The sequence below is a fragment of the Micromonospora sp. CPM1 genome (genome assembly GCF_023896895.1).
GTDB classification, from domain to species: domain Bacteria; phylum Actinomycetota; class Actinomycetes; order Mycobacteriales; family Micromonosporaceae; genus Micromonospora; species Micromonospora tulbaghiae.
This window is the reverse complement of record NZ_JAMHIU010000001.1, coordinates 487,969-505,699: the sequence shown is the minus strand read 5'-3', so window position 1 is coordinate 505,699 and position 17,731 is coordinate 487,969. Positions and strand designations below refer to the sequence as shown.

At 73.0% G+C, this 17,731-nt stretch carries 19 protein-coding genes; 15 read left to right on the top strand and 4 right to left on the bottom strand.

What is annotated here, in order from left to right; translation table 11 throughout:
- Nucleotides 1–86 precede the first annotated feature (86 nt).
- Both M8C11_RS01900 and M8C11_RS01895 read left to right on the top strand, forming a co-directional pair.
- On the top strand, nt 87–356 hold the full coding sequence (locus tag M8C11_RS01900) for a phosphopantetheine-binding protein (protein ID WP_252448054.1): 270 nt from the start codon (nt 87–89) through the stop codon (nt 354–356).
- Nucleotides 357–367: 11 nt separating this feature from the next.
- Complete coding sequence (locus tag M8C11_RS01895; protein ID WP_252448053.1) at nt 368–1,681, top strand: glycosyltransferase family 2 protein; 1,314 nt, start codon at nt 368–370, stop codon at nt 1,679–1,681.
- Between the two features lie 16 nt (nt 1,682–1,697).
- On the opposite strand, the gene M8C11_RS01890 is transcribed toward M8C11_RS01895, so the two are convergent.
- The 4 genes from M8C11_RS01890 to M8C11_RS01875 all read right to left on the bottom strand — a co-directional run bounded on the left by M8C11_RS01890 (nt 1,698) and on the right by M8C11_RS01875 (nt 5,676).
- Entirely contained in the window at nt 1,698–2,936 is a 1,239-nt protein-coding gene (locus M8C11_RS01890; RefSeq protein WP_252448052.1) for a beta-ketoacyl synthase, read from the bottom strand.
- Between the two features lie 80 nt (nt 2,937–3,016).
- On the bottom strand, nt 3,017–3,277 hold the full coding sequence (locus M8C11_RS01885) for an acyl carrier protein (protein WP_121685322.1): 261 nt from the start codon (nt 3,275–3,277) through the stop codon (nt 3,017–3,019).
- Between the two features lie 96 nt (nt 3,278–3,373).
- Entirely contained in the window at nt 3,374–4,627 is a 1,254-nt protein-coding gene (locus tag M8C11_RS01880) for a cytochrome P450 (RefSeq protein ID WP_252448051.1), read from the bottom strand.
- Between the two features lie 77 nt (nt 4,628–4,704).
- Nucleotides 4,705–5,676, bottom strand: a complete 972-nt coding sequence (locus M8C11_RS01875; protein ID WP_252448050.1) for a PaaX family transcriptional regulator C-terminal domain-containing protein — start codon at nt 5,674–5,676, stop codon at nt 4,705–4,707.
- A 255-nt stretch (nt 5,677–5,931) separates the two neighbouring features.
- On the opposite strand from M8C11_RS01875, the gene M8C11_RS01870 reads away from it, so the two are divergent.
- From M8C11_RS01870 to M8C11_RS01810, 13 genes are all read left to right on the top strand, one after another.
- Nucleotides 5,932–7,281, top strand: coding sequence for a PHB depolymerase family esterase (locus tag M8C11_RS01870; protein ID WP_256485029.1), 1,350 nt, complete (start codon nt 5,932–5,934; stop codon nt 7,279–7,281).
- Between the two features lie 145 nt (nt 7,282–7,426).
- Entirely contained in the window at nt 7,427–7,807 is a 381-nt protein-coding gene (locus M8C11_RS01865; RefSeq protein WP_120573738.1) for a helix-turn-helix transcriptional regulator, read from the top strand.
- On the top strand, nt 7,761–8,228 hold the full coding sequence (locus M8C11_RS01860) for an SRPBCC domain-containing protein (protein ID WP_252448048.1): 468 nt from the start codon (nt 7,761–7,763) through the stop codon (nt 8,226–8,228). Before M8C11_RS01865 ends, M8C11_RS01860 begins: the two co-directional genes overlap by 47 nt.
- Nucleotides 8,221–8,637 (top strand): DUF6069 family protein, encoded by a 417-nt coding sequence (locus tag M8C11_RS01855; protein WP_252448047.1) that lies wholly within the window; start codon nt 8,221–8,223, stop codon nt 8,635–8,637. The genes M8C11_RS01860 and M8C11_RS01855 overlap by 8 nt, the downstream gene beginning before the upstream one ends.
- Before the next feature lie 135 nt (nt 8,638–8,772).
- Entirely contained in the window at nt 8,773–9,903 is a 1,131-nt protein-coding gene (locus M8C11_RS01850) for an ABC transporter permease (RefSeq protein ID WP_252448046.1), read from the top strand.
- Nucleotides 9,900–10,625: an ABC transporter ATP-binding protein gene (locus tag M8C11_RS01845; protein WP_252448045.1), complete on the top strand. Its 726-nt coding sequence runs from the start codon at nt 9,900–9,902 to the stop codon at nt 10,623–10,625. The genes M8C11_RS01850 and M8C11_RS01845 overlap by 4 nt, the downstream gene beginning before the upstream one ends.
- Nucleotides 10,626–10,687: 62 nt before the next feature.
- Nucleotides 10,688–11,272 (top strand): TetR/AcrR family transcriptional regulator, encoded by a 585-nt coding sequence (locus M8C11_RS01840; protein ID WP_121685357.1) that lies wholly within the window; start codon nt 10,688–10,690, stop codon nt 11,270–11,272.
- A 488-nt stretch (nt 11,273–11,760) separates the two neighbouring features.
- Nucleotides 11,761–13,788, top strand: a complete 2,028-nt coding sequence (locus M8C11_RS01835; RefSeq protein ID WP_252448044.1) for an FAD-dependent oxidoreductase — start codon at nt 11,761–11,763, stop codon at nt 13,786–13,788.
- A gap of 63 nt (nt 13,789–13,851) precedes the next feature.
- Nucleotides 13,852–14,928 carry a class I SAM-dependent methyltransferase gene (locus M8C11_RS01830; RefSeq protein ID WP_252448042.1) on the top strand — a complete coding sequence of 359 codons (1,077 nt, stop codon included), beginning with the start codon at nt 13,852–13,854 and terminating at the stop codon, nt 14,926–14,928.
- The gene (locus M8C11_RS01825) at nt 14,928–15,239 is read left to right on the top strand and encodes a hypothetical protein (protein WP_120569453.1); all 312 of its coding nucleotides are present in this window, start codon (nt 14,928–14,930) and stop codon (nt 15,237–15,239) included. The genes M8C11_RS01830 and M8C11_RS01825 overlap by 1 nt, the downstream gene beginning before the upstream one ends.
- Nucleotides 15,239–15,625 carry a nuclear transport factor 2 family protein gene (locus tag M8C11_RS01820; protein WP_123109426.1) on the top strand — a complete coding sequence of 129 codons (387 nt, stop codon included), beginning with the start codon at nt 15,239–15,241 and terminating at the stop codon, nt 15,623–15,625. Before M8C11_RS01825 ends, M8C11_RS01820 begins: the two co-directional genes overlap by 1 nt.
- 132 nt (nt 15,626–15,757) lie before the next feature.
- Nucleotides 15,758–16,867 (top strand): ABC transporter substrate-binding protein, encoded by a 1,110-nt coding sequence (locus tag M8C11_RS01815; RefSeq protein ID WP_252448040.1) that lies wholly within the window; start codon nt 15,758–15,760, stop codon nt 16,865–16,867.
- A gap of 25 nt (nt 16,868–16,892) precedes the next feature.
- A complete protein-coding gene (locus M8C11_RS01810) occupies nt 16,893–17,723 on the top strand; it encodes an ABC transporter ATP-binding protein (protein WP_181726621.1) in 831 nt (276 codons plus the stop codon).
- Nucleotides 17,724–17,731: the final 8 nt, after the last annotated feature.

Here is a 17,731-nt window from a genome sequence, read left to right as displayed (position 1 = left end):
CGATCGCCGTACCCGTTGACACCCGCCGATGTCCCCTGCTCTGATGACTCCATGCCGACGCGCATGATCGACTCGTGGGACCACAGGTGCTAGCACACGACGCCCCGCCCCGTGACAAGGTCGTGGACCGCCTGACCGTGCTGCTGACCCGGATGCTCCGGCCGGACGCCCCGGTCACCGAGCAGACCCAGCTGATGGACGAGCTCGGCCTCAGCTCCTCCCTCGGCCTGGAGCTGCTGCTGGCGCTGGAGGACGAGCTGGAGATCCAGATCGACGTCGAGGAGCTGGACGAGGACCGGATGGCCACGCTCGGCAAACTGGCCGACTACATCACCGCCAACTCCACCCCGCGCTGACCAGGCCGACCATGGACCGGCCCGGCCTGAGCGTGGTGGTGCCCGCGCACGAGAACGCATCAGCGCTCGACGCGACGCTGCGCTCGCTGACCCGGCAGACGCTGCCGTCCGGGGACTTCGAGGTGGTCGTCGGCGACGACGGCTCGGCCGTGGCGCTGGGCCCAGTGGTGGACGCGTACCGGGACCGGCTGCGGATCGACTACGTCCGCAGCGAGCGGAACCGGGGCCGCAGCGCCAACCGCAACGCGGCGGCGGCCCGCGCCCGCGCGGACACGCTGATGTTCCTGGACGCCGACACGGTGGCGCATCCCGGGCTGCTGCAACGGCACCGCGACTTCCACGCCGGGCGGGCCGGCCGGCCGGGCGTGCTGCTCGGCCAGCGGTACGACCTGGACTGGGCCGGCGCGGACGCGCTGCGCCGGGGTGAGCCGGTCGCCCCGTCGATGCTCGACGCCGAGCGCGGCGACCCGCGGCTGGAGGACATCGCCCTTCCGCAGCGGATGGACGACTTCCCGAGCGCGCCCTGGGTGCTGGGCCTGACCCACAACGCCTCGGTGGACCACGAGTCGTTCCGGCGGGTCGGCGGCTTCGACGAGGCGATGGTCAAGTGGGGCTTCGAGGACCTCGACTTCTTCTACCGGGTGTTCCACCTGCACGGCGCCCCGCCGGAGCTGTTCCGGCTGGACGTCGACGCGCTCTCCTACCACCTGCCGCACTTCCGCAAGACGTCCAACGGGCTCGCCTCGATGGACAACATGAAATACCTGCTGCGCAAGCACCTGCGCTACGACGTCGAGGTGCTGTACGGGCTCAACACGTTCGGCCGGCACCTGGGCCGGATCCGGCTCTACGGCCAGGCCATCGAGGCGTACCGGGCCGGTGGGCTGGGCCGGCCGGACGCGCTGCCCGCGTCGCTGCGCGACGAGCTGACGGGGAGCGCGGCCCTGGTCGTCGGCAACGGCGTGTCCGCGCTGGCCCTGGGTGCCGGGTCGCACACGTTCGACCACGACGCGCCGGTCGGCGAGACGAACTCGCACCTGCTCGGCACCGTGCTCCAGCAGTTCAAGGCCGGCGCGCTGGACGTGATCGTCAACGTCGACATGTGGCGGTGCCTGCTGCCCGAGGACCTGCCCGCGTTCCTCACCCGTGGGCTGCTCAAGGCCGACCGGATCGAGCTGGTCGCCACCTGTACCGGCCCGGACCAGCGCGCCCTGCTGCCGGTGCCGCTCGTCGCCGACCTCGACTACGTGGCCGACATGCTGCGCCCGCACTTCACCGTCGCCGTCGCCGCGTACGACACCGCCACGGTGATCACGCTCCGCTGAGGTCCCCGGCCGCCGGTCAGGACGGGCGCGCCAGGACCAGGCTGACGTTGTGGCCGCCGAAGCCGAAGGAGTTGGACAACACCGCGTCCACCGCCGCCCCCCGGGCCTTCTCGCGGATGTGGTCGACCTCGCCCGCCCGCTCCGGGTCGTCCAGGTTGTGCGTGGGCGGCAGCAGGCCACGACGCAGCGCCTCGACCGCGATCGCGGCCTCGATCACGCCGGAGACGCCGAGCATGTGCCCGGTGACGCCCTTCGTCGAACTCAGCGGCGGCGGGCCGGCCCGGTAGACCTCGGTGAGCGCGGCCAGCTCGGCGGCGTCCCCGGCCCGGGTGCTGGTGCCGTGCGCGTTGACGTACCCGATGTCGGCGGGCACCAGCCCGGCGTCGCGGACGGCCATCCGCATGCACGCGGCCGCGCCGGCGCCGTCGGGACGCGGCGTGGTCGGGTGGTGGGCGTCGTTCGTGGCGCCCCAGCCGAGCACGTCGGCCTGGCGGTGGGCGCCGCGCGCGGCGGCGTGCGCGGCGCGTTCCAGCACGAACACCCCGGCACCCTCGCCGAGGACGAGCCCGTTGCGGCGCCTGTCGAAGGGGCGGCTCGCGGCGGCCGGGTCGGCCCAGCCGCGGGCGAGCGCCCGGGCGTTGCCGAACGCGTACGCGAAGGTCGGGAACAGCGGCGCCTCGGCGCATCCGGCGAGCACCACGTCCGCCTCCCCGGCGCGCAGGATGCGCAGCGCCTCACCGATCGACTGCGCCCCGGCCGCGCACGCCGTGCCGATGGACGAGGTGTAACCGTGGATGCCGAACTTGATCGCGATGCGGGCCGCGCCCATGTTCGGCAGCGTCCCGGGCAGCATGTACGGGCTGACCCCGAACCGGCCCCGCGCGGCGCGGCCGAGCACCTGTTCCTCCAGCATGGACAGACCGCCGACGCCGGAGACGACGGCCGCGACCCGGTACGGGTCGACGTCGTGGCCGATCCGCAGTCCGGCGTCGGCGAGCGCGTCCTCGGCGGCGCGCAGCACCATCACGATCGACCGGTCCACGACGCGGGACTCCGGGCCGGGCAGCACGCTCGCCGGGTCGATCGCCGGGGCGAACGCGGCGGCGTCGACCACGCCGTGCAGCGGATGGCCGGCAGGCGGGCGGGAGAGCCCGGACCGGCCGTCGCAGACCGCGTCGAACACCTCGGCGGCGGTGGAGCCGACCGGGCTGACCAGCCCGATCCCGGTGACGGTGACCGGTTCGCGCACGCTCACCGGCCCCGGTGTGCCGGCCGGGCCGCCGGGACGCGGCGCGGCCGGGTGCGGTGCGGCCGGGTGCGGTGCGCCGGCATCGGTCAGTGCGCCGAGGCCGGTGCGATGCGCGCCGCCACGGTCCGGCTGAACTCGCCGACCGTCATCATGGCGAGTTCCTCCGCCTCGTCGTCGTCGAAGGCGACCCCGAACCGGTCCTCCACGCGCACCGCCAGCTCGGCCAGACCGAGGGAGTCCACGTCGAGCCCGGCCGGGCCGAAGACGGTGTCGTCGTCGACGTCGGAGACGTCGTACTTCATCTCGGTGAGTGCGGCGAGGAGGAACGCGCGGATCTCGTCGGTCATGTCCGGTGTTTCCCTTCCACGGCGTCCTGGCGGCGCGCTCGACCTGCTCGACGGAACGTGTGAGGCGCGGAGCGGACACTCCGCGTAGCATCGACCTTACTCGATCGGGTTGGTTTGGCAAGGTGGCCGGTCGGCCAGCCGTACCGGCAGCCGGTCGTACCCGCGCAGCATCAGCGCGCGGCGCGGCCCGGGCTCGGCGGCCAGCGCCGGGAAGCGGTCCAGCAGGCGGGGCAGCACCAGTCGTCCCTCGGCGCGGGCCAGCGTCGCCCCGAAGCAGTAGTGCGGTCCGGCGCTGAACGCCAGGTGCCGGTTGTCGGTGCGGGACGGGTCGAACCGGTCCGGGTCGGGGAAGCGGCGCGGATCCCGGTTCGCGGCGCCGGTCAGCACCACCACCGTCCGGCCGGCCGTCACCGGCAGGCCGGCGACCTCGGTGTCCGCGGCGGCGTAGCGGACCGCGAAGTGCACCGGCGGCTCGAACCGCAGGATCTCCTCGACGTACGACGCGGCCAGCGACGGATCGGCACGCAACGCGTCCCGCGCGGCCGGCCGCTCGGTGAGCAGCACCAGCCCGTTGCCGAGCAGGTTCGCGGTGGTCCGGAACCCGGCGTTGTACATGATGATCAGGTTGGCCAGCAGCTCGTCGGCGGTCATCCGGCCGGGTTCGGCGTCCAGGCCGCGCAGCAGCGCCGAGACGAAGTCGTCGCGCGGCCGCTCCCGGCGCGCGGCGACCAGATCGGTGAAGTACGCGGTCAGCTCCGCCGCCGCGACGTTGGCGGCCCGGACCTCGCGCATGGACCGGCGGCCGATCTCCAGCACCGCGTCGAACGCGCGGACCCGGGACGGGAACCACTCCCGGTCCGCCTCCGGCACGCCGAGCAGCTCGCCGATGACGTCACTGGGCAGCCGCAGCGCGAAGCGGGCCATGAAGTCGACCGGGCGGCCGTCCGCGCCGGCCGCGGCGAGCCCGTCGAGCAGGCCGTCGGCGATGCGCCCGATGGCCGGTTCCAGCGCGGCGACCCGGCGCGGGGTGAGCGCCTGGGAGAACAGGTGCCGGACCCGCAGGTGGTCCCCCTCGGCGGCGTTGAGCATCGACGACTGGAGGATCCGGATGACCTGGTGCTCGCGCCAGCGCACCCCGGCCCGGTCCAGGTAGTCGGCGCCGAGCACCCGGAAGAGGGGGTCGCGCAGCACCCGGTTGACCGCGTCGTACCCGTGCACGACGAGCGCGTGCGGGTCGGCCGGCCGCAGCGCGACCGCCTCCCCCGCCTCGTGCAGCCGGGCGTAGAACGGGTACGGGTCGCGCCGCACCTCGTCACCGAGCAGCTCGTCGAGGGAGATGGTGACGCGCATGGCCGCTCCTCGCGGGATACCGGGTGCCGCGACCTTAGACTCACCGCCGCCGATGTGTCCACGCGCGACGGTCACGGTCAGCCCGCGGGCGCGCCGCAGCCGTCCTCGCGTACGCCGGCGAGCATGTCGGCGGTGGTGTGCGCCCGGATGCCGGGCGGCACCGGGTCGGCGAACCGCGCGACGACCGCCCGGACGTGGGTCTCGGCGGCGTCGGCCAGGCCGTCGTAGACGGCCGCGAACAGGTCCCGGGCCGCCCGGCGCGGCCATCCGGCGGGCAGCAGTTCAAGCGGCAGCCGCGGGTCGAGCGTGGGAAACCGCCGGTACGTGTCCATCACCTCGGTCCGGGCCCGCACGGCGGCGGCGCCGTCGACGGACCCGAGCCGCGACACCAGCGGCGTCCACCGGCGCAGGAACGCCTCGTAGTGCCCGCTGATCGCGTCGACGTCCCAGGCGTCCACGGGAGCGCGCTGGCCGATCGCGTCCAGCGCGTCCTGCCGCCCCCGGAACACCGTGACCGCGCCGAGGGCGAGCTGGGCGAGCCGGGCCCGCGCCGGCCCGGCCAGCTCGTACGGCGAGATCCACAGCCCGTCGTAGAGCGGCGCGAAGCCGAGCCAGCGCAACTGGCCGCGCAGCGCCCGGCGCTGGGTGCCGTGGTCCTGCGGCAGCGAGAAGGCGACGATGGTCCAGCACCCGTCCCACGCCTGCGTCTCGGCCGTGGAGGCAGTGATCCAGTTCCCGCCGGCGGACAGGTCGGCGGCGGCGGCGCGACTGAGCCGGTAGAAGCTGTTGCGGCCCTGCCGGGCGCCCTCCAGCACACCGCGGCGGGCCAGCCGGCTGATCGCGGTACGCGCGCCGGCGCTGGTCACGCCGGCCTCGCCGAGCAGCGCGACGATCGCCGCGGACGGCAGCGCGGCGCGGGTACGCAGCGTGTAGTCGGTCAGGAGCGTCACCGCGACGCTCTGCGGCGAGGTGCCGGCCTGCCGCCGGGGCAGCCGCGGCGCCGGCCCCTCGTCCGGGTAGATCTCCTCGATGTCGAACGGGCTTGCCACACGCGCTCCGGGCTCGGCTCAGGGACGGTGCACCGACTGTAGACGAACGCCGCCGCAGCTCATCGGAGCACATCGATTGACACTTCGGCGTCCGGCCGGAACACTATGTGCCATACGACGGAGCCGGGCCGGGCGATCCACGTCAGTGGGTGAGGCGCGACACCGCGGCGGCCCGGGTCGCCGGCGCGGCGCGCACCCGCCCGTCCCCGCCCGCACAGGGCGATCGAAGGAGTCTCCGTGAGAATCAGAGCCAAGATGGTGGTGGCCCTGGCCGCGTCGCTGGTGGCGGCCGGCCTGGTGGTCCCCGCCGTCCAACCCGCGTACGCGGCGTCGCTGACCGAGGTGACCAGCTTCGGCGACAACCCCGGCCGGATGCGCATGCACGTCTACGTGCCGGACGCCCGCCCGGCCCGGCCGGCCACAGTGGTGGCCATGCACGGCTGCGGCGGTTCCGGCCCCGGCTTCTACTCCGGCAGCGAGTTCGCCGGGCTGGCCGACCGGTACGGGTTCATCGTGATCTACCCCAGCGCGACCCAGCAGGCCGGCTTCGGCAACTGCTTCGACACCTGGTCCGACGCGGCCAAGCGACGCGGCGGCGGCAGCGACCCGGTGTCGCTCATCTCGATGGTCCGCTACGTCCAGCAGCAGTACGGCGCCGACCCGGACCGGGTCTACGCGACCGGCAGCTCGTCCGGCGGCATGATGACCAACCACATGCTGGCGCTCTACCCGGACGTCTTCAAGGCCGGCGCGGCCTTCATGGGCGTGCCGTTCAACTGCTTCGCCGGCGCCGCCGACTATCCCCCCGGCTCCAGCCAGTGCACCGGCGGAAACATGAACCGCACCCCGCAGCAGTGGGGTGACGCGGTCCGCCAGGCGTACCCCGGCTACACCGGGCCCCGCCCCCGGGTGCAGTTGTGGCACGGCACCAACGACACGCTGGTGCCGTACTCGCTGCTCCAGGAGACGATCGAGCAGTGGACGAACGTGTTCGGCCTCAGCCAGAACCCGACGTCCACCGACACGCCGCAGTCCGGCTGGAACCGGCGGCGCTACGCCGACGCCAACGGCACCGTCCAGGTCGAGGCGTACAGCATCCAGGGCGCCGGGCACAGCCTGCCGTCGGCGGGCATGGCCGCGGCCGCGGTGGCGTTCTTCGGCCTGACCGGCACGCCCGGTCCGACCACGCCCCCGCCCGGTCCGACCACGCCCCCGCCGGGCCCGACCACGCCGCCGCCCGGTCCGACCACACCCCCGCCGGGCCCGACCACCCCGCCGCCCGGCACCGGCGCCTGCTCGGTGAGCATCGAGCTGAACGCCTGGAACAACGGGCTGACCGAGAACATCACCGTCACCAACACCGGCACCGCCGCGGTGAACGGCTGGTCGCTGGTGTTCACGCTGCCCGGCGGCCAGACCATCACCTCGGGCTGGAACGCGTCCTACTCCCCCGCCTCGGGCCAGGTGACCGCGCGCAACCTCGCGTACAACGCGGTCATCCCGGCCCGCGGCTCGACCACCATCGGCTTCCAGGCCACGCACACCGGCAACACCGCCCGGCCCGGCTCGTTCAGCCTCAACGGCTCACCCTGCACGCTGGCCTGACCGGCACCCCGCACTCCGGCGTTTCTTCCCACGGCGCCGGGGACGGCCCCGCGACCCGAGAGGTCGCGGGGCCGTTTCACGCGTGCACCAGCCCACCTGCGGCATAACGTTGAACCAAACGGTTCAGTGTCGTACGGTGAACCTCGTGGTTCAGCAAGAGACGCTCGACCGGGTGTTCGCCAGCCTGGCCGACCCCACCCGACGCGACATCCTGATCCGGCTCGGCGCGGGCCCGGCCACCATCAGCGAGCTGACCGAGCCCACCGGGATGAGCCTCACCGGCATGCGCAAGCACGTGCGCGCGCTGGAGGACGCGGGCCTCGTGGTGACGCGCAAGGTCGGCCGGTCCCGGCAGTGCCGGCTCAGCGAGGCGCCGCTGGACTCGGCCATGGCCTGGATCGCCTTCTACCGACGGCTCTGGGCGCGCCGCCTCGACGGCCTCGACGCCTATCTCACACTCACCACGGAGGACCGCGACCATGACGCTCCACATACGGGTGACACGACACCCTCCGGGCACCCCTGACGAGGCGTTCGACGCCTACACCGACGCCGGCAAACAGAAGATCTGGTTCGGCATCCTGGACGAGGAGCCCGGCATCGTGGAGATCGACGCCGACCTGCGGGTCGGCGGGAGGCAGACCGCCGTCTGGGGCCCGTCCCCCGACATGCTGTTCCGTGAGACGCAGACGTTCCTGGAGATCGACCGCCCGCACCGGCTGGTCACCGAGTCCACGGGCACCGGCCCGGACGGCACGACCATGACCACGCGCATCGAGGTCACCTTCGAGGCGAGGGACGGCGGCACGCTGATGACAGTGGTGCAGAGCGGCTTCCCGACCCCGCAGCTGCGCGACTTCTTCGCCGGCGAGGTCTGGGCCGGGGCGTTCGCCCGCATCGAGGCTTACCTGATCCGAGAGCACGCAGAGGAGACCTCCCGTGGCTGACCTGTCCCGCACCGCCGTCGTCGCGCTCGCCACCGCCGCCGCGGTGGTCGTCAACCTGATCGTGTACGCGATCGGCCGGGCGGCCGGCGGCAGCTTCCTGTTCACCGCCGACGGCCGGCGGGTCGAGGTCGACGCGGTGACCGTCGCGGGCTTCAGCGCGCTGCCGCTGGCGCTCGGGCTCACCGCCGTCGCCCTGCTGGCGTCCCGGTTCGCCTGGGTGGTCCGGGCGGCGCTGATCATCGGCCCGGCGCTCGCGGTGCTCACGATCGCCACCATGACGCTGCCCGCCGACCTGGACACCACCAGCACGATCACGCTGGCGGTGTGCCACCTCACGCTCGCCCCGATCATCGTCGTCGCGGTGACCGCTCTCGGTCGCCGCGCCACCGCCGGCCCGGTCGCCGCCTGAGGCCGGGCGCTACCGGCCGCGCCCGCCCGCCGTCACCGGGTGTGGCCGGGTAGACACCCACCACCGGCCCTTTTTGCCGACACCGCGTTGTTAACATGACGACATGGTGTCGACAAGTTTGAGAGGTGGCGGCTGATGTTCCTGGCCATTCGCGAGCTGGGGTTCGCGCGGCTGCGATTCGCCCTGATGGGGGCCGTGATCGCGCTGATCTCGGTGCTGATGGTGATGCTGTCCGGCCTGTCCGTCGGACTGGTCCGCGACGGCGTCTCCGGCCTGCAGAACCTGCCGGTCACCTCGTTCGCCTTCGCCCACGGCGTGCAGCACGACTCGGCGTTCTCGCGCAGCGTGGTGGACGCCTCGGCGGTGGACACCTGGCGCGACCAGCCGGGCGTGGCGGAGGCGACCCCGTTCGGCAACACGCTCGTCAACGGGCGTACCGACGGGGGCACCGAGGTCGACCTGGCCCTGTTCGGCGTCGAGACCGACTCGTTCCTGTCGCCCGCCGTCAGCGAGGGCGACCGGCTCGGCTCGGCGGACGGGATCGTGGTGAGCCCCACCGCCATCGACGCGGGCCTGCGCGTCGGCGACACCGTGACGGTGGACCGGCTGGGCACGCGGCTGCGCGTCGTCGGCGTCACCCAGCAGCAGGACACCTTCGGCCACGTCGACGTGGCGTACGTGCCGCTGGCGACATGGCAGGCGGTCAAGTCCGGCACCCCGGCCGGCGCGCAGACGCCGGCGCAGGCGGCCCAGGAGATCACCGCCGTCGCGGTCCGCGCGGCCGACGGCGACTCGGTGGACCTGGCCGCGGGCGACAAGGCGGCGGGCACGGAGAGCCTGACGCTCGACGAGTCATACGGCGCCTCGCCGGGATACACCGCCGAGACGACAACGCTCCAGCTGATCCAGGGCTTCCTCTACGCGATCTCGGCGCTCGTGGCCGGCGCGTTCTTCGCGGTCTGGGCGATCCAGCGCAAGCAGGAGGTCGCCGTGCTGCGGGCGCTGGGCGCCTCGACCCGCTGGGTGCTGCGCGACGCCCTCACCCAGGCACTGATCCTGCTGGCCCTCGCCATCGCCGTCGGCATGGGGATCGGCCTCGGCCTCGGCGCGCTGATCTCCGGCGGCAACGTCCCGTTCGCGCTGCACCCGCAGAGCATCGCCGCCGCCGCGGCCGGGCTGCTCGTGCTCGGCCTGGTCGGCGCGGCAGCCGCAGTCGTCCGCCTCACCTCCATCGACCCGGCGACCGCCCTGGGAGGCAACCGATGAGCAGCCGGACCACACCGTCCCCCTCGACGCCGGGCACCACCCCGGCCGACCTCGGCCTGGTCATGCGCGGCGTCCACCTGCGGCACGGCGACGGCGCGGAGACCGTGCACGCGCTCGACGACGTCGACCTGACCGTCGCGCCGGGCGAGCTGGCCGCGATCGTCGGGCCCTCCGGCGCCGGCAAGTCCAGCCTGCTCGCCGTCGCCGGCGGGCTGGCCCGCCCCGACGAGGGCACCGTCACCGTGGCCGGGCACGACATGACCGTGTCCAGCCGCCGGGCGCGCACCGAGCTGCGCCGACGGCACGTGGGGTTCGTGTTCCAGTCGGGCAACCTGCTCCCCGCGCTGACCGCCGCCGACCAGCTGCGCCTGCCGCTGCGGCTGGGCGGGCGACGGGAGCGGTCCGGGCGCGACCCGCTGGAGATGCTCGCGCACGTCGGCCTGGCCGGTAAGGCCGACCGCCGGCCGCACCAGCTCTCCGGCGGCGAGCGCCAGCGCGTCGGCATCGCCCGGGCGCTGATGACCGAGCCCTCGGTGCTGCTGGTGGACGAGCCGACGGCGGCGCTGGACCGGGCCCGCAGCCACGACATCGTCCAGCTGCTCGCCCAGGAGGCGCGGGAGCGCTCGGTGGCCGTCGTGATGGTCACTCACGATCACGACGTGCTGCAATACTGTGACACCATCTACGAGATGATCGACGGCAAGCTGGCCACGAGCAGCTGACCGCGACGAGCAGGGAGCGACGCGGACCGGACACGGGCGGCGGGAGACACGGGGAGGTCGGTGTGCCGAAGATCCAAGCCTCGACCGTCGCGGAACACCGGGCCGCACAGCGGGCGGCGTTGCTCGACGCCGCCCGCACCCTGCTCTCCGAGCACCCGGAGCAGATCCCGAGCCTGGCCGACGTCGCCCGGCACGCCGGGCTGGCCCGGTCCAGCGCGTACTCGTACTTCAAGTCCCGCACCGACATGTTCGACGTGCTGGTCGCCGACACCTTTCCCCGGTGGTCGGCCTTCGTCGAGAAGCAGATGGCCGAGGCCCGCACGCCGGGGGCGAGAATCCTGGCGTACGTCGAGGCCAACCTGCAACTGGTTGCCCGGGGCGACCACGCACTGGCCCGGGCGCTGGCGTCGGCGGGCAACAGCGAGGTGCTGGCGACCTCCAGCCGGCTGCTGCACGACAGCCTCGAGGCCCCGTTGCGCGCCGCGCTCACCGAGCACGGGGCGAGCGACCCGGACCGGATGGCGGAGCTCGTCCAGTCGGTCGTCTACGCCCTCAGCCGGATGATCGAGAACGGTCTCGACCTCACGGCCGCCACCGGCCTCGGCCGCGAGCTGCTCACCCCGTACCTGCGCCCGGACGCCGGCTGACCGCCCGCCCCTGACCTCCGGCGCGGCGCGACGGCGCCCGGCCGTCACCACGCCTGCTGAACAACGACGGCCCGGGTCGTCGCCGGCAGCCGCACCACGGGTGCGCGTCCGGTCGACGACCCGGGCCGACGCGCGTCCGCAGCCGGCACCCGGAGACGCATCCGCACACCCGGAGGACGCCCACCGACACGGTCCGGCGCAGCCGTCCGAACGATCGGCGCGGGCCACCGACCGGGGATCGGCGGCCGGCACTGTCGTCCGATCAGGAGGAACCGAACGATCGACCGCCGCATCGACGGTCATCATCGGTCACCGTTCCGCCTAGTGGAACAGCAGCTCAGAGGCGGTGCGGCGGACTAAGTTACTGATCAGTAGCCCGTTGACGGCATGTGAACCCGGCCCTACCGTTCCACTCAATCGAACGGCGTACGGTTCATCCGAACGCTCTCGGCCTCGCCGAGTGCGGCCCGAAACAGGAAGTCCGAGGCATGCCTGACGACAAGCTTCTCGCTCTTCTCTCCCCCACCAGGCTCGGTCGCCTCACCCTGCGGAACCGGGTCTTCGTCCCCGGCCACACCACCAACTTCGGACTGAACAATGTGCCCACCCGTCGCCACGTCGCCTACCACGCGGAGCGGGCGCGCGGCGGTGTCGGCCTGATCATCACCGAGGCGATCCGCGTGCACCCCACCAGCGCGGGCCGCAGCATCAGCCTCGGCAGCTTCGACGACTCGTCGATCCCGGCGTACGCGGCGGTGACCGAGGCCGTGCACGAGCACGGGGCACGCATGTTCGCCCAGATCATGCACGCCGGACGGCAGGCCAACGGCGACGCGACCCGTACCGCCGCCTGGTCCTCGTCGCCGGTGCCGTGGGCGGCCGGCTCGCACGTGCCGCACGCGATGGGACGCCGGGACATCGCCGTCGTCGTCGCCGCGTTCGCCGCCGCCGCGCGGCGGATGCGCGAGGCCGGCTTCGACGGCCTGGAGGTGCACGCCGGCCACGGCCACCTGCTCCAGCAGTTCCTCTCCCCGCACACGAACACCCGCGACGACGCGTACGGCGGCAGCCTCGACAACCGGATGCGCCTGACCCGCGAGGTGCTGACCGCGGTGCTCGCCGCCGCCCCCGAGCTACCCGTCGGGCTGCGGGTCAGCGCCGACGAGTTCCTGCCCGGCGGCCTCGACCCGGCCGCGGTGCTGGAGATCGTCGGAAAGCTGCGCGCCGAGTTCCCCCTCGCCTACGTGCACGTCAGCCACTCCGCCTACCACGGCAGCTGGTCGCTCGCGACGCAGATGGCGGACATGAGCTTCGGCCACGCCCCGTTCCGGCACCACGCGGCGCTGTTCAAGCGCGAGTTCCCGGACCTGCCGGTGCTCGCGGTGTGCCGGCTGGACAGCCTGCCGGAGGCCGCCGAACTCGTCGCCGCGGGCGAGGCCGACCTGGTCGGCCTGGCCCGCCCGCACATCGCCGACCCGCACCTGGTGCGCAAGGCCGAACAGGGCCGCCAGCACGAGGTACGCGCCTGCCTGGCCTGCAACCAAGGCTGCATCGGCCGCCTGGAGACCAGCCTGCCGATCTCCTGCGTGGTGAACCCGGAGGTCGGCGCCGAGCGGGAGTGGGCCGACGCCTGGCCGGAGCTGCCCGGGCCGTCCGGCGCGCGGAACGTCCTCGTCGTCGGCGGCGGGCCGGCCGGGCTGGAGGCCGCCCTCTCCGCGCACCGGGCCGGGCACCGGGTGACGGTGGTCGAGGCGCGCGACCACCTCGGCGGTCAGGTGGAGGTGGCCGCTCGCGTACCCGGGCGGGAGCGGCTCGGCCTGCTCACCCGCGACCTGGCCCGCGACGTGGCGGCCGCCGGCATCCCGGTCCGGCTCGGCCACCGCGCCGGCGTCGAGGACGTGCTGGCCGGCGACTACCAGGACGTCGTCCTCGCCACCGGCTCCCGGCCCGCCCGCCGCGAGCTGCCCGGCGGCCCGCCGGTGATCGACATCTGGCAGGCCGTGGACAACCTGGCCGACCCCGGCTACCGGCCCGCCGGCGCCGTCGTCGTGCTCGACGACGAGGGCACCTGGTCGGCGGCCTCGGTCGCGGAGGCGCTCGCCCGCCGGGGTGCCCGGGTCCACCTCGTCTCCCCCACCGCCACGGTGAGCGCCAAGATCACCACGTACTCGCGCCTGGCGCTGCTCAAGCGCTTCGCGGACCTGGGGATCGCGGTGCACCCGATGCGGACCGCCCGCGCGGCGGGCGCCACGGCGGTGGCCCTCGGCGGCCCGCTCGCCGGCGGCGAGACGATCGTCGAGGACGTCACCACGGTCGTCGACGGCGGCTCGGCGCAGGCCGCGGACGAGTTGTACCGGCAGCTCGACGCGCTGCCCGACGGTCCCCGCGTCCACGTCGTCGGCGACGCGAACGCCCCCCGCACCGCCTTCGAGGCCGTCTACGAGGGACGGATGGCCGGCGCGTTCCTCGGCGCCTTCGACACCGCGTCCGCCCAGCGCGTGCGGTACGCCCACTGACCCGTCCACCCCGGTAGCGGTGCACCGCGGACCGGACCTCCCCCACCTGTAGAGGAGACAAGCATGCTGGACATCGAGGAGCGCCTCACCCTGGATGAGCGTTCCGCCGTGGACTTCGTCCTCGGCCTGCGCAAGCGCTGGGCGGACACCGTCTACCCGGCGCTGCGCGAGGAGTACGGCGCCACCGGGGCGTCGGCCACCACCGTCGCCGACGCCGGTCAGGTGCTGCGCGGTCTCCCGCTCTACCCGTGGTTCAGCCACCTGGAGCGGGTGCAGCAGAAGATGCTCTGGAAGGTCGCCGGCGACGCGGTGCTCAGCCGCCGCGAGGAGCTGACCGACCAGCTCACCTCGCTGCCCGAGCAGCCGAAGGGCTCGCTGGAGCTGAACCCCGACCTGGACCTGCCCGACTGGTACACCGACTACGACATCCACATCCAGCCCGGCAGCTTCTTCTCCGACGACATGTCGGCCTACGTGTACGAGTTCGGCGCGCGCATCGTCATGCTGCGCGACAACGACGGCTACAAGTTCCACACGCTGTTCGCCCAGACCGCGCTGCCCGAGCTGCCCGCGGCGACCCGGATCGTCGACATCGGGTGCGGTTTCGGCAAGAGCACCCGCCCGCTGCCCGCCAGGTACCCGACCGCGCAGGTGATCGGCGTGGACCTGGCCGCCCCCGGTCTGCGCCTGGCCCACGCCGAGGCCGAGGCGACCGGAGTCGCGATCGACTACCGGCAGGCCGACGGCCGGGCCACCGGCATCGAGTCGGACAGCTGCGACGTGGTCACCGGCACGATGGTGCTGCACGAGATGCCGGCCGCCGCGATCCGGGAAACGATCGTGGAGGCCGCGCGCCTGCTCAAGCCGGGCGGCTCGCTGCGCTTCCTGGAGTTCATGCTCACCGGCGACCCGCTGCGCGACGCCACCGTCTACGAGCACGCCGAGCGCAACAACGAGCCGTTCTTCCACGACCTGTTCGGTTCGGACCTGATCGAGGTCTGCACCGAGGCCGGCCTGACGGACGTGTCGTGGACCCCGTTCGACGAGCGCCGCAACGGCGTCCAGCCGCAGGGCTGGGGCGACCGTCCCGAGTGGCACTTCCCCTGGGCCGTACTGGCCGCGACCAAGCCGGAGGCGTGATGAGCACCGAGTTCGACTACTTCGGGGACCCCAAGGTCGGCAAGCTGCTCGACCTGGTGCTGCAGCTCTCCACCGAGCTGCACGTGACCCGCCAGCGGGTACGCGTCGTCGAGGCGCTGCTGGTCCGTTCCGGCGCGCTCACCGCGGGCGCCGTCGACGGGTTCGTCTCGACCGAGGAGGAGCAGCGGGTCCTCGACCGGGAGCGGGACGAGCTGCTGGCCCGCCTCATGCGCATCCTCACCGAGCACGGCCCCGCGGAGCACCCGCTGCGGGACCAGTGGGAGGCGGCCCTGAGCGAGAAGACCGGCTGATGAGCACACCGGACGCGCCCGGCCTGATCGACAGGTACCTGCAACTGTGCGAGGACCGCGAGCTCGACGAAGCAGGCAGCTTTCTCGCGGCGCAGGCGCGGTTGGTCTTCCCGGGCGGCCGGGAGTACTCGTCGCTGCGGGAGATGGCGGCCGCGTCGACCGGAACCTACCGGTGGGTGCGCAAGCACCGGGACCGCTACCTGGTGGGTGACGCCGACGGGCGGGTCACTGTGACCTCGCTCGGGCGGCTGTACGGGGAATGGCTCGACGGCACTCCGTTCGAGGACATCCGCTACGCGGACGTGTTCGTGCTCGACGGCGGACTGATCGTCGAGCAGCACGTCTACAACGATCTGGCCCTGGTCGCGTCGCTGCGCGACGCCTGACTGGCACTCGTCGCGCAACTGCGCGACGCCTGACCGGCACTGGTCGCGCAGCAGCGCGACGCCTGATTCCCCCACCTCCGCCGCTCCGGCGGCGGAGGTGGTCTCCCCCGACTCATGACGAGGTGTGTGCATATGAAACGGAAGTGGGCTCTGCTCCCGGCGGCGCTGGCCGCCGCGCTGGTCCTGTCCGCGTGCGGCGGCGGCTCCGACGACGGCGCCGGTGGCGAGGGCAAGGAGGCGAAGCTGACCATGGCCATCGCCTCCGCCGTGATCGGCCCGAAGGAGGAGGTGGCCGTCTACGCGGTCGCCAAGGAACTCGGCTACTTCGCCGAGGAGAAGCTGACCGTCGAGACGATCAACGCCGACGGCTCGGTCGCCGCCCTCCAGGCGGTCGCGTCCGGCAGCGGTGACATCACCCCCGCCGACGCCGGCTCGGCGCTCGGCGCGGTGGAGAAGAACGTGCCGATCAAGGCGATCGGCGGCCTGGTGCAGAACTGGCCGTGGGTGATGGCGGTGAAGCCGGACTCCCCGATCACCGGCGGCGCGGACCTGCGCGGCAAGAAGATCGGCGTGATCAGCCTGGCCTCCGGCTCGGCCCCGTACGCCCGCGCCTACGTCAAGGCCGCCGGCCTGGACCCGGCCAAGGACGTCGAGCTGCTGCCGGTGGGCGTCGGCGCGCAGGCCGCCGCCGCGCTCAACGACGGCAAGGTCGACATGCTGGCGCTCTACACCCAGGCGTACGCGGTCATCGAGAACGCCGGCACCGAGCTGAAGTACCTGACCAACCCGGACGTGTTCACCGGTATCCGGTCGCTGACCTTCAGCGTCGGCGCCCGTGACTTCGACGCCAAGAAGGACTCGTACGAGCGGTTCCTGCGCGCGGCGTACAAGGCGATGCTCTTCTCGGCGAAGAACCCCGAGGCCGCCATGAAGATCGGCTACAAGGTCTTCCCGCAGATCCTCGCCGGCAAGTCCGCCGACGAGCGCCTGAAGGCCGACACCGAGAGCCTCACCGCCTGGCTGAAGACGGCCACCCCGGCCAGCGGCGAGCCGGAGCAGTTCGGCGACTGGGGCGCGATCAGCGACGACGAGTGGGCGAAGACCCAGGCGTACACCAAGGAGGCCGGGCAGATCACCGGCGACGTGGACCTGAAGAAGCTGTGGGACCCGAGCCTGCTCTCCGGCGCGAACGACTTCGACAAGGCCGCGGTGCTGAGCAAGGCCGCGAACTACACCGCCTAGGCAGCGGACAGCGGAAGGGATTTCGATGGCCATCAAGGCGACGGCCCGCCGGGCGCAGACGCAGGCTCCGGCATCGGTGTCGGAAGACTCCTGGATCGAGATCGACGGGCTGGACAAGGAGTACCGGCCCCGGAAGTCGGCACCGACCCAGGCGCTGAGCGACATCAACCTGACGGTACGTCGCGGCGAGTTCATCTCGGTCGTGGGACCGTCCGGGTGCGGCAAGACCACATTGCTGAAGATCCTCGCCGGGCTCAGCCCGAAGTCCGGCGGCGCGGTACGGATCGCCGGGCGGGACGTGACGAAGCCCCTTCCCGAGGTCGGGATGGTGTTCCAGGCACCGACGCTGCTGCCGTGGCGCACCATCTTCGACAACGTGATGGTGCCGGCGGAGATCCAGCGACTGGATCCCCGCCGGCACCGGGAACGCGCGCAGCAGTTGCTCGAGATGGTCGGTCTCAACGGCTTCGAGCAGAAGTACCCGCACGAGCTCAGCGGCGGCATGCAGCAGCGGGCCGGCATCTGCCGGGCGCTCGTGCACGACCCGGCGGTACTGCTGATGGACGAGCCGTTCGGCGCGCTCGACGCGATGACCCGCGAGTACATGAACGTGGAACTGCTGCGCATCTGGCAGGAGAGCAACCAGACGATCGTGCTGGTCACGCACTCCATCCCGGAGGCGGTGTTCCTCTCCGACCGGGTCGTCGTGCTCAGCCCCCGGCCGGGCCGTATCGCGGAGGTCATGGACATCGACCTGGAGCGGCCGCGTGACCTCGGCGTCATGTCGTCCGACCGGGCCGGGGTCTACGTGGAGCGGATCCGCCGACACTTCAACGCCGCCGGCGTTATCGACTGACGAGGGAC

Coding starts and splice junctions, on each gene's coding strand:
- M8C11_RS01895 (WP_252448053.1), top strand. CDS start 368: ATGGACCGGCCCGGCCTGAGCGTGGTGGTGCCCGCGCACGAGAACGCA.
- M8C11_RS01885 (WP_121685322.1), bottom strand. CDS start 3,277: ATGACCGACGAGATCCGCGCGTTCCTCCTCGCCGCACTCACCGAGATG.
- M8C11_RS01880 (WP_252448051.1), bottom strand. CDS start 4,627: ATGCGCGTCACCATCTCCCTCGACGAGCTGCTCGGTGACGAGGTGCGG.
- M8C11_RS01870 (WP_256485029.1), top strand. CDS start 5,932: ATGGTGGTGGCCCTGGCCGCGTCGCTGGTGGCGGCCGGCCTGGTGGTC.
- M8C11_RS01860 (WP_252448048.1), top strand. CDS start 7,761: ATGACGCTCCACATACGGGTGACACGACACCCTCCGGGCACCCCTGAC.
- M8C11_RS01850 (WP_252448046.1), top strand. CDS start 8,773: ATGTTCCTGGCCATTCGCGAGCTGGGGTTCGCGCGGCTGCGATTCGCC.
- M8C11_RS01845 (WP_252448045.1), top strand. CDS start 9,900: ATGAGCAGCCGGACCACACCGTCCCCCTCGACGCCGGGCACCACCCCG.
- M8C11_RS01835 (WP_252448044.1), top strand. CDS start 11,761: ATGCCTGACGACAAGCTTCTCGCTCTTCTCTCCCCCACCAGGCTCGGT.
- M8C11_RS01830 (WP_252448042.1), top strand. CDS start 13,852: ATGCTGGACATCGAGGAGCGCCTCACCCTGGATGAGCGTTCCGCCGTG.
- M8C11_RS01825 (WP_120569453.1), top strand. CDS start 14,928: ATGAGCACCGAGTTCGACTACTTCGGGGACCCCAAGGTCGGCAAGCTG.
- M8C11_RS01820 (WP_123109426.1), top strand. CDS start 15,239: ATGAGCACACCGGACGCGCCCGGCCTGATCGACAGGTACCTGCAACTG.
- M8C11_RS01815 (WP_252448040.1), top strand. CDS start 15,758: ATGAAACGGAAGTGGGCTCTGCTCCCGGCGGCGCTGGCCGCCGCGCTG.
- M8C11_RS01810 (WP_181726621.1), top strand. CDS start 16,893: ATGGCCATCAAGGCGACGGCCCGCCGGGCGCAGACGCAGGCTCCGGCA.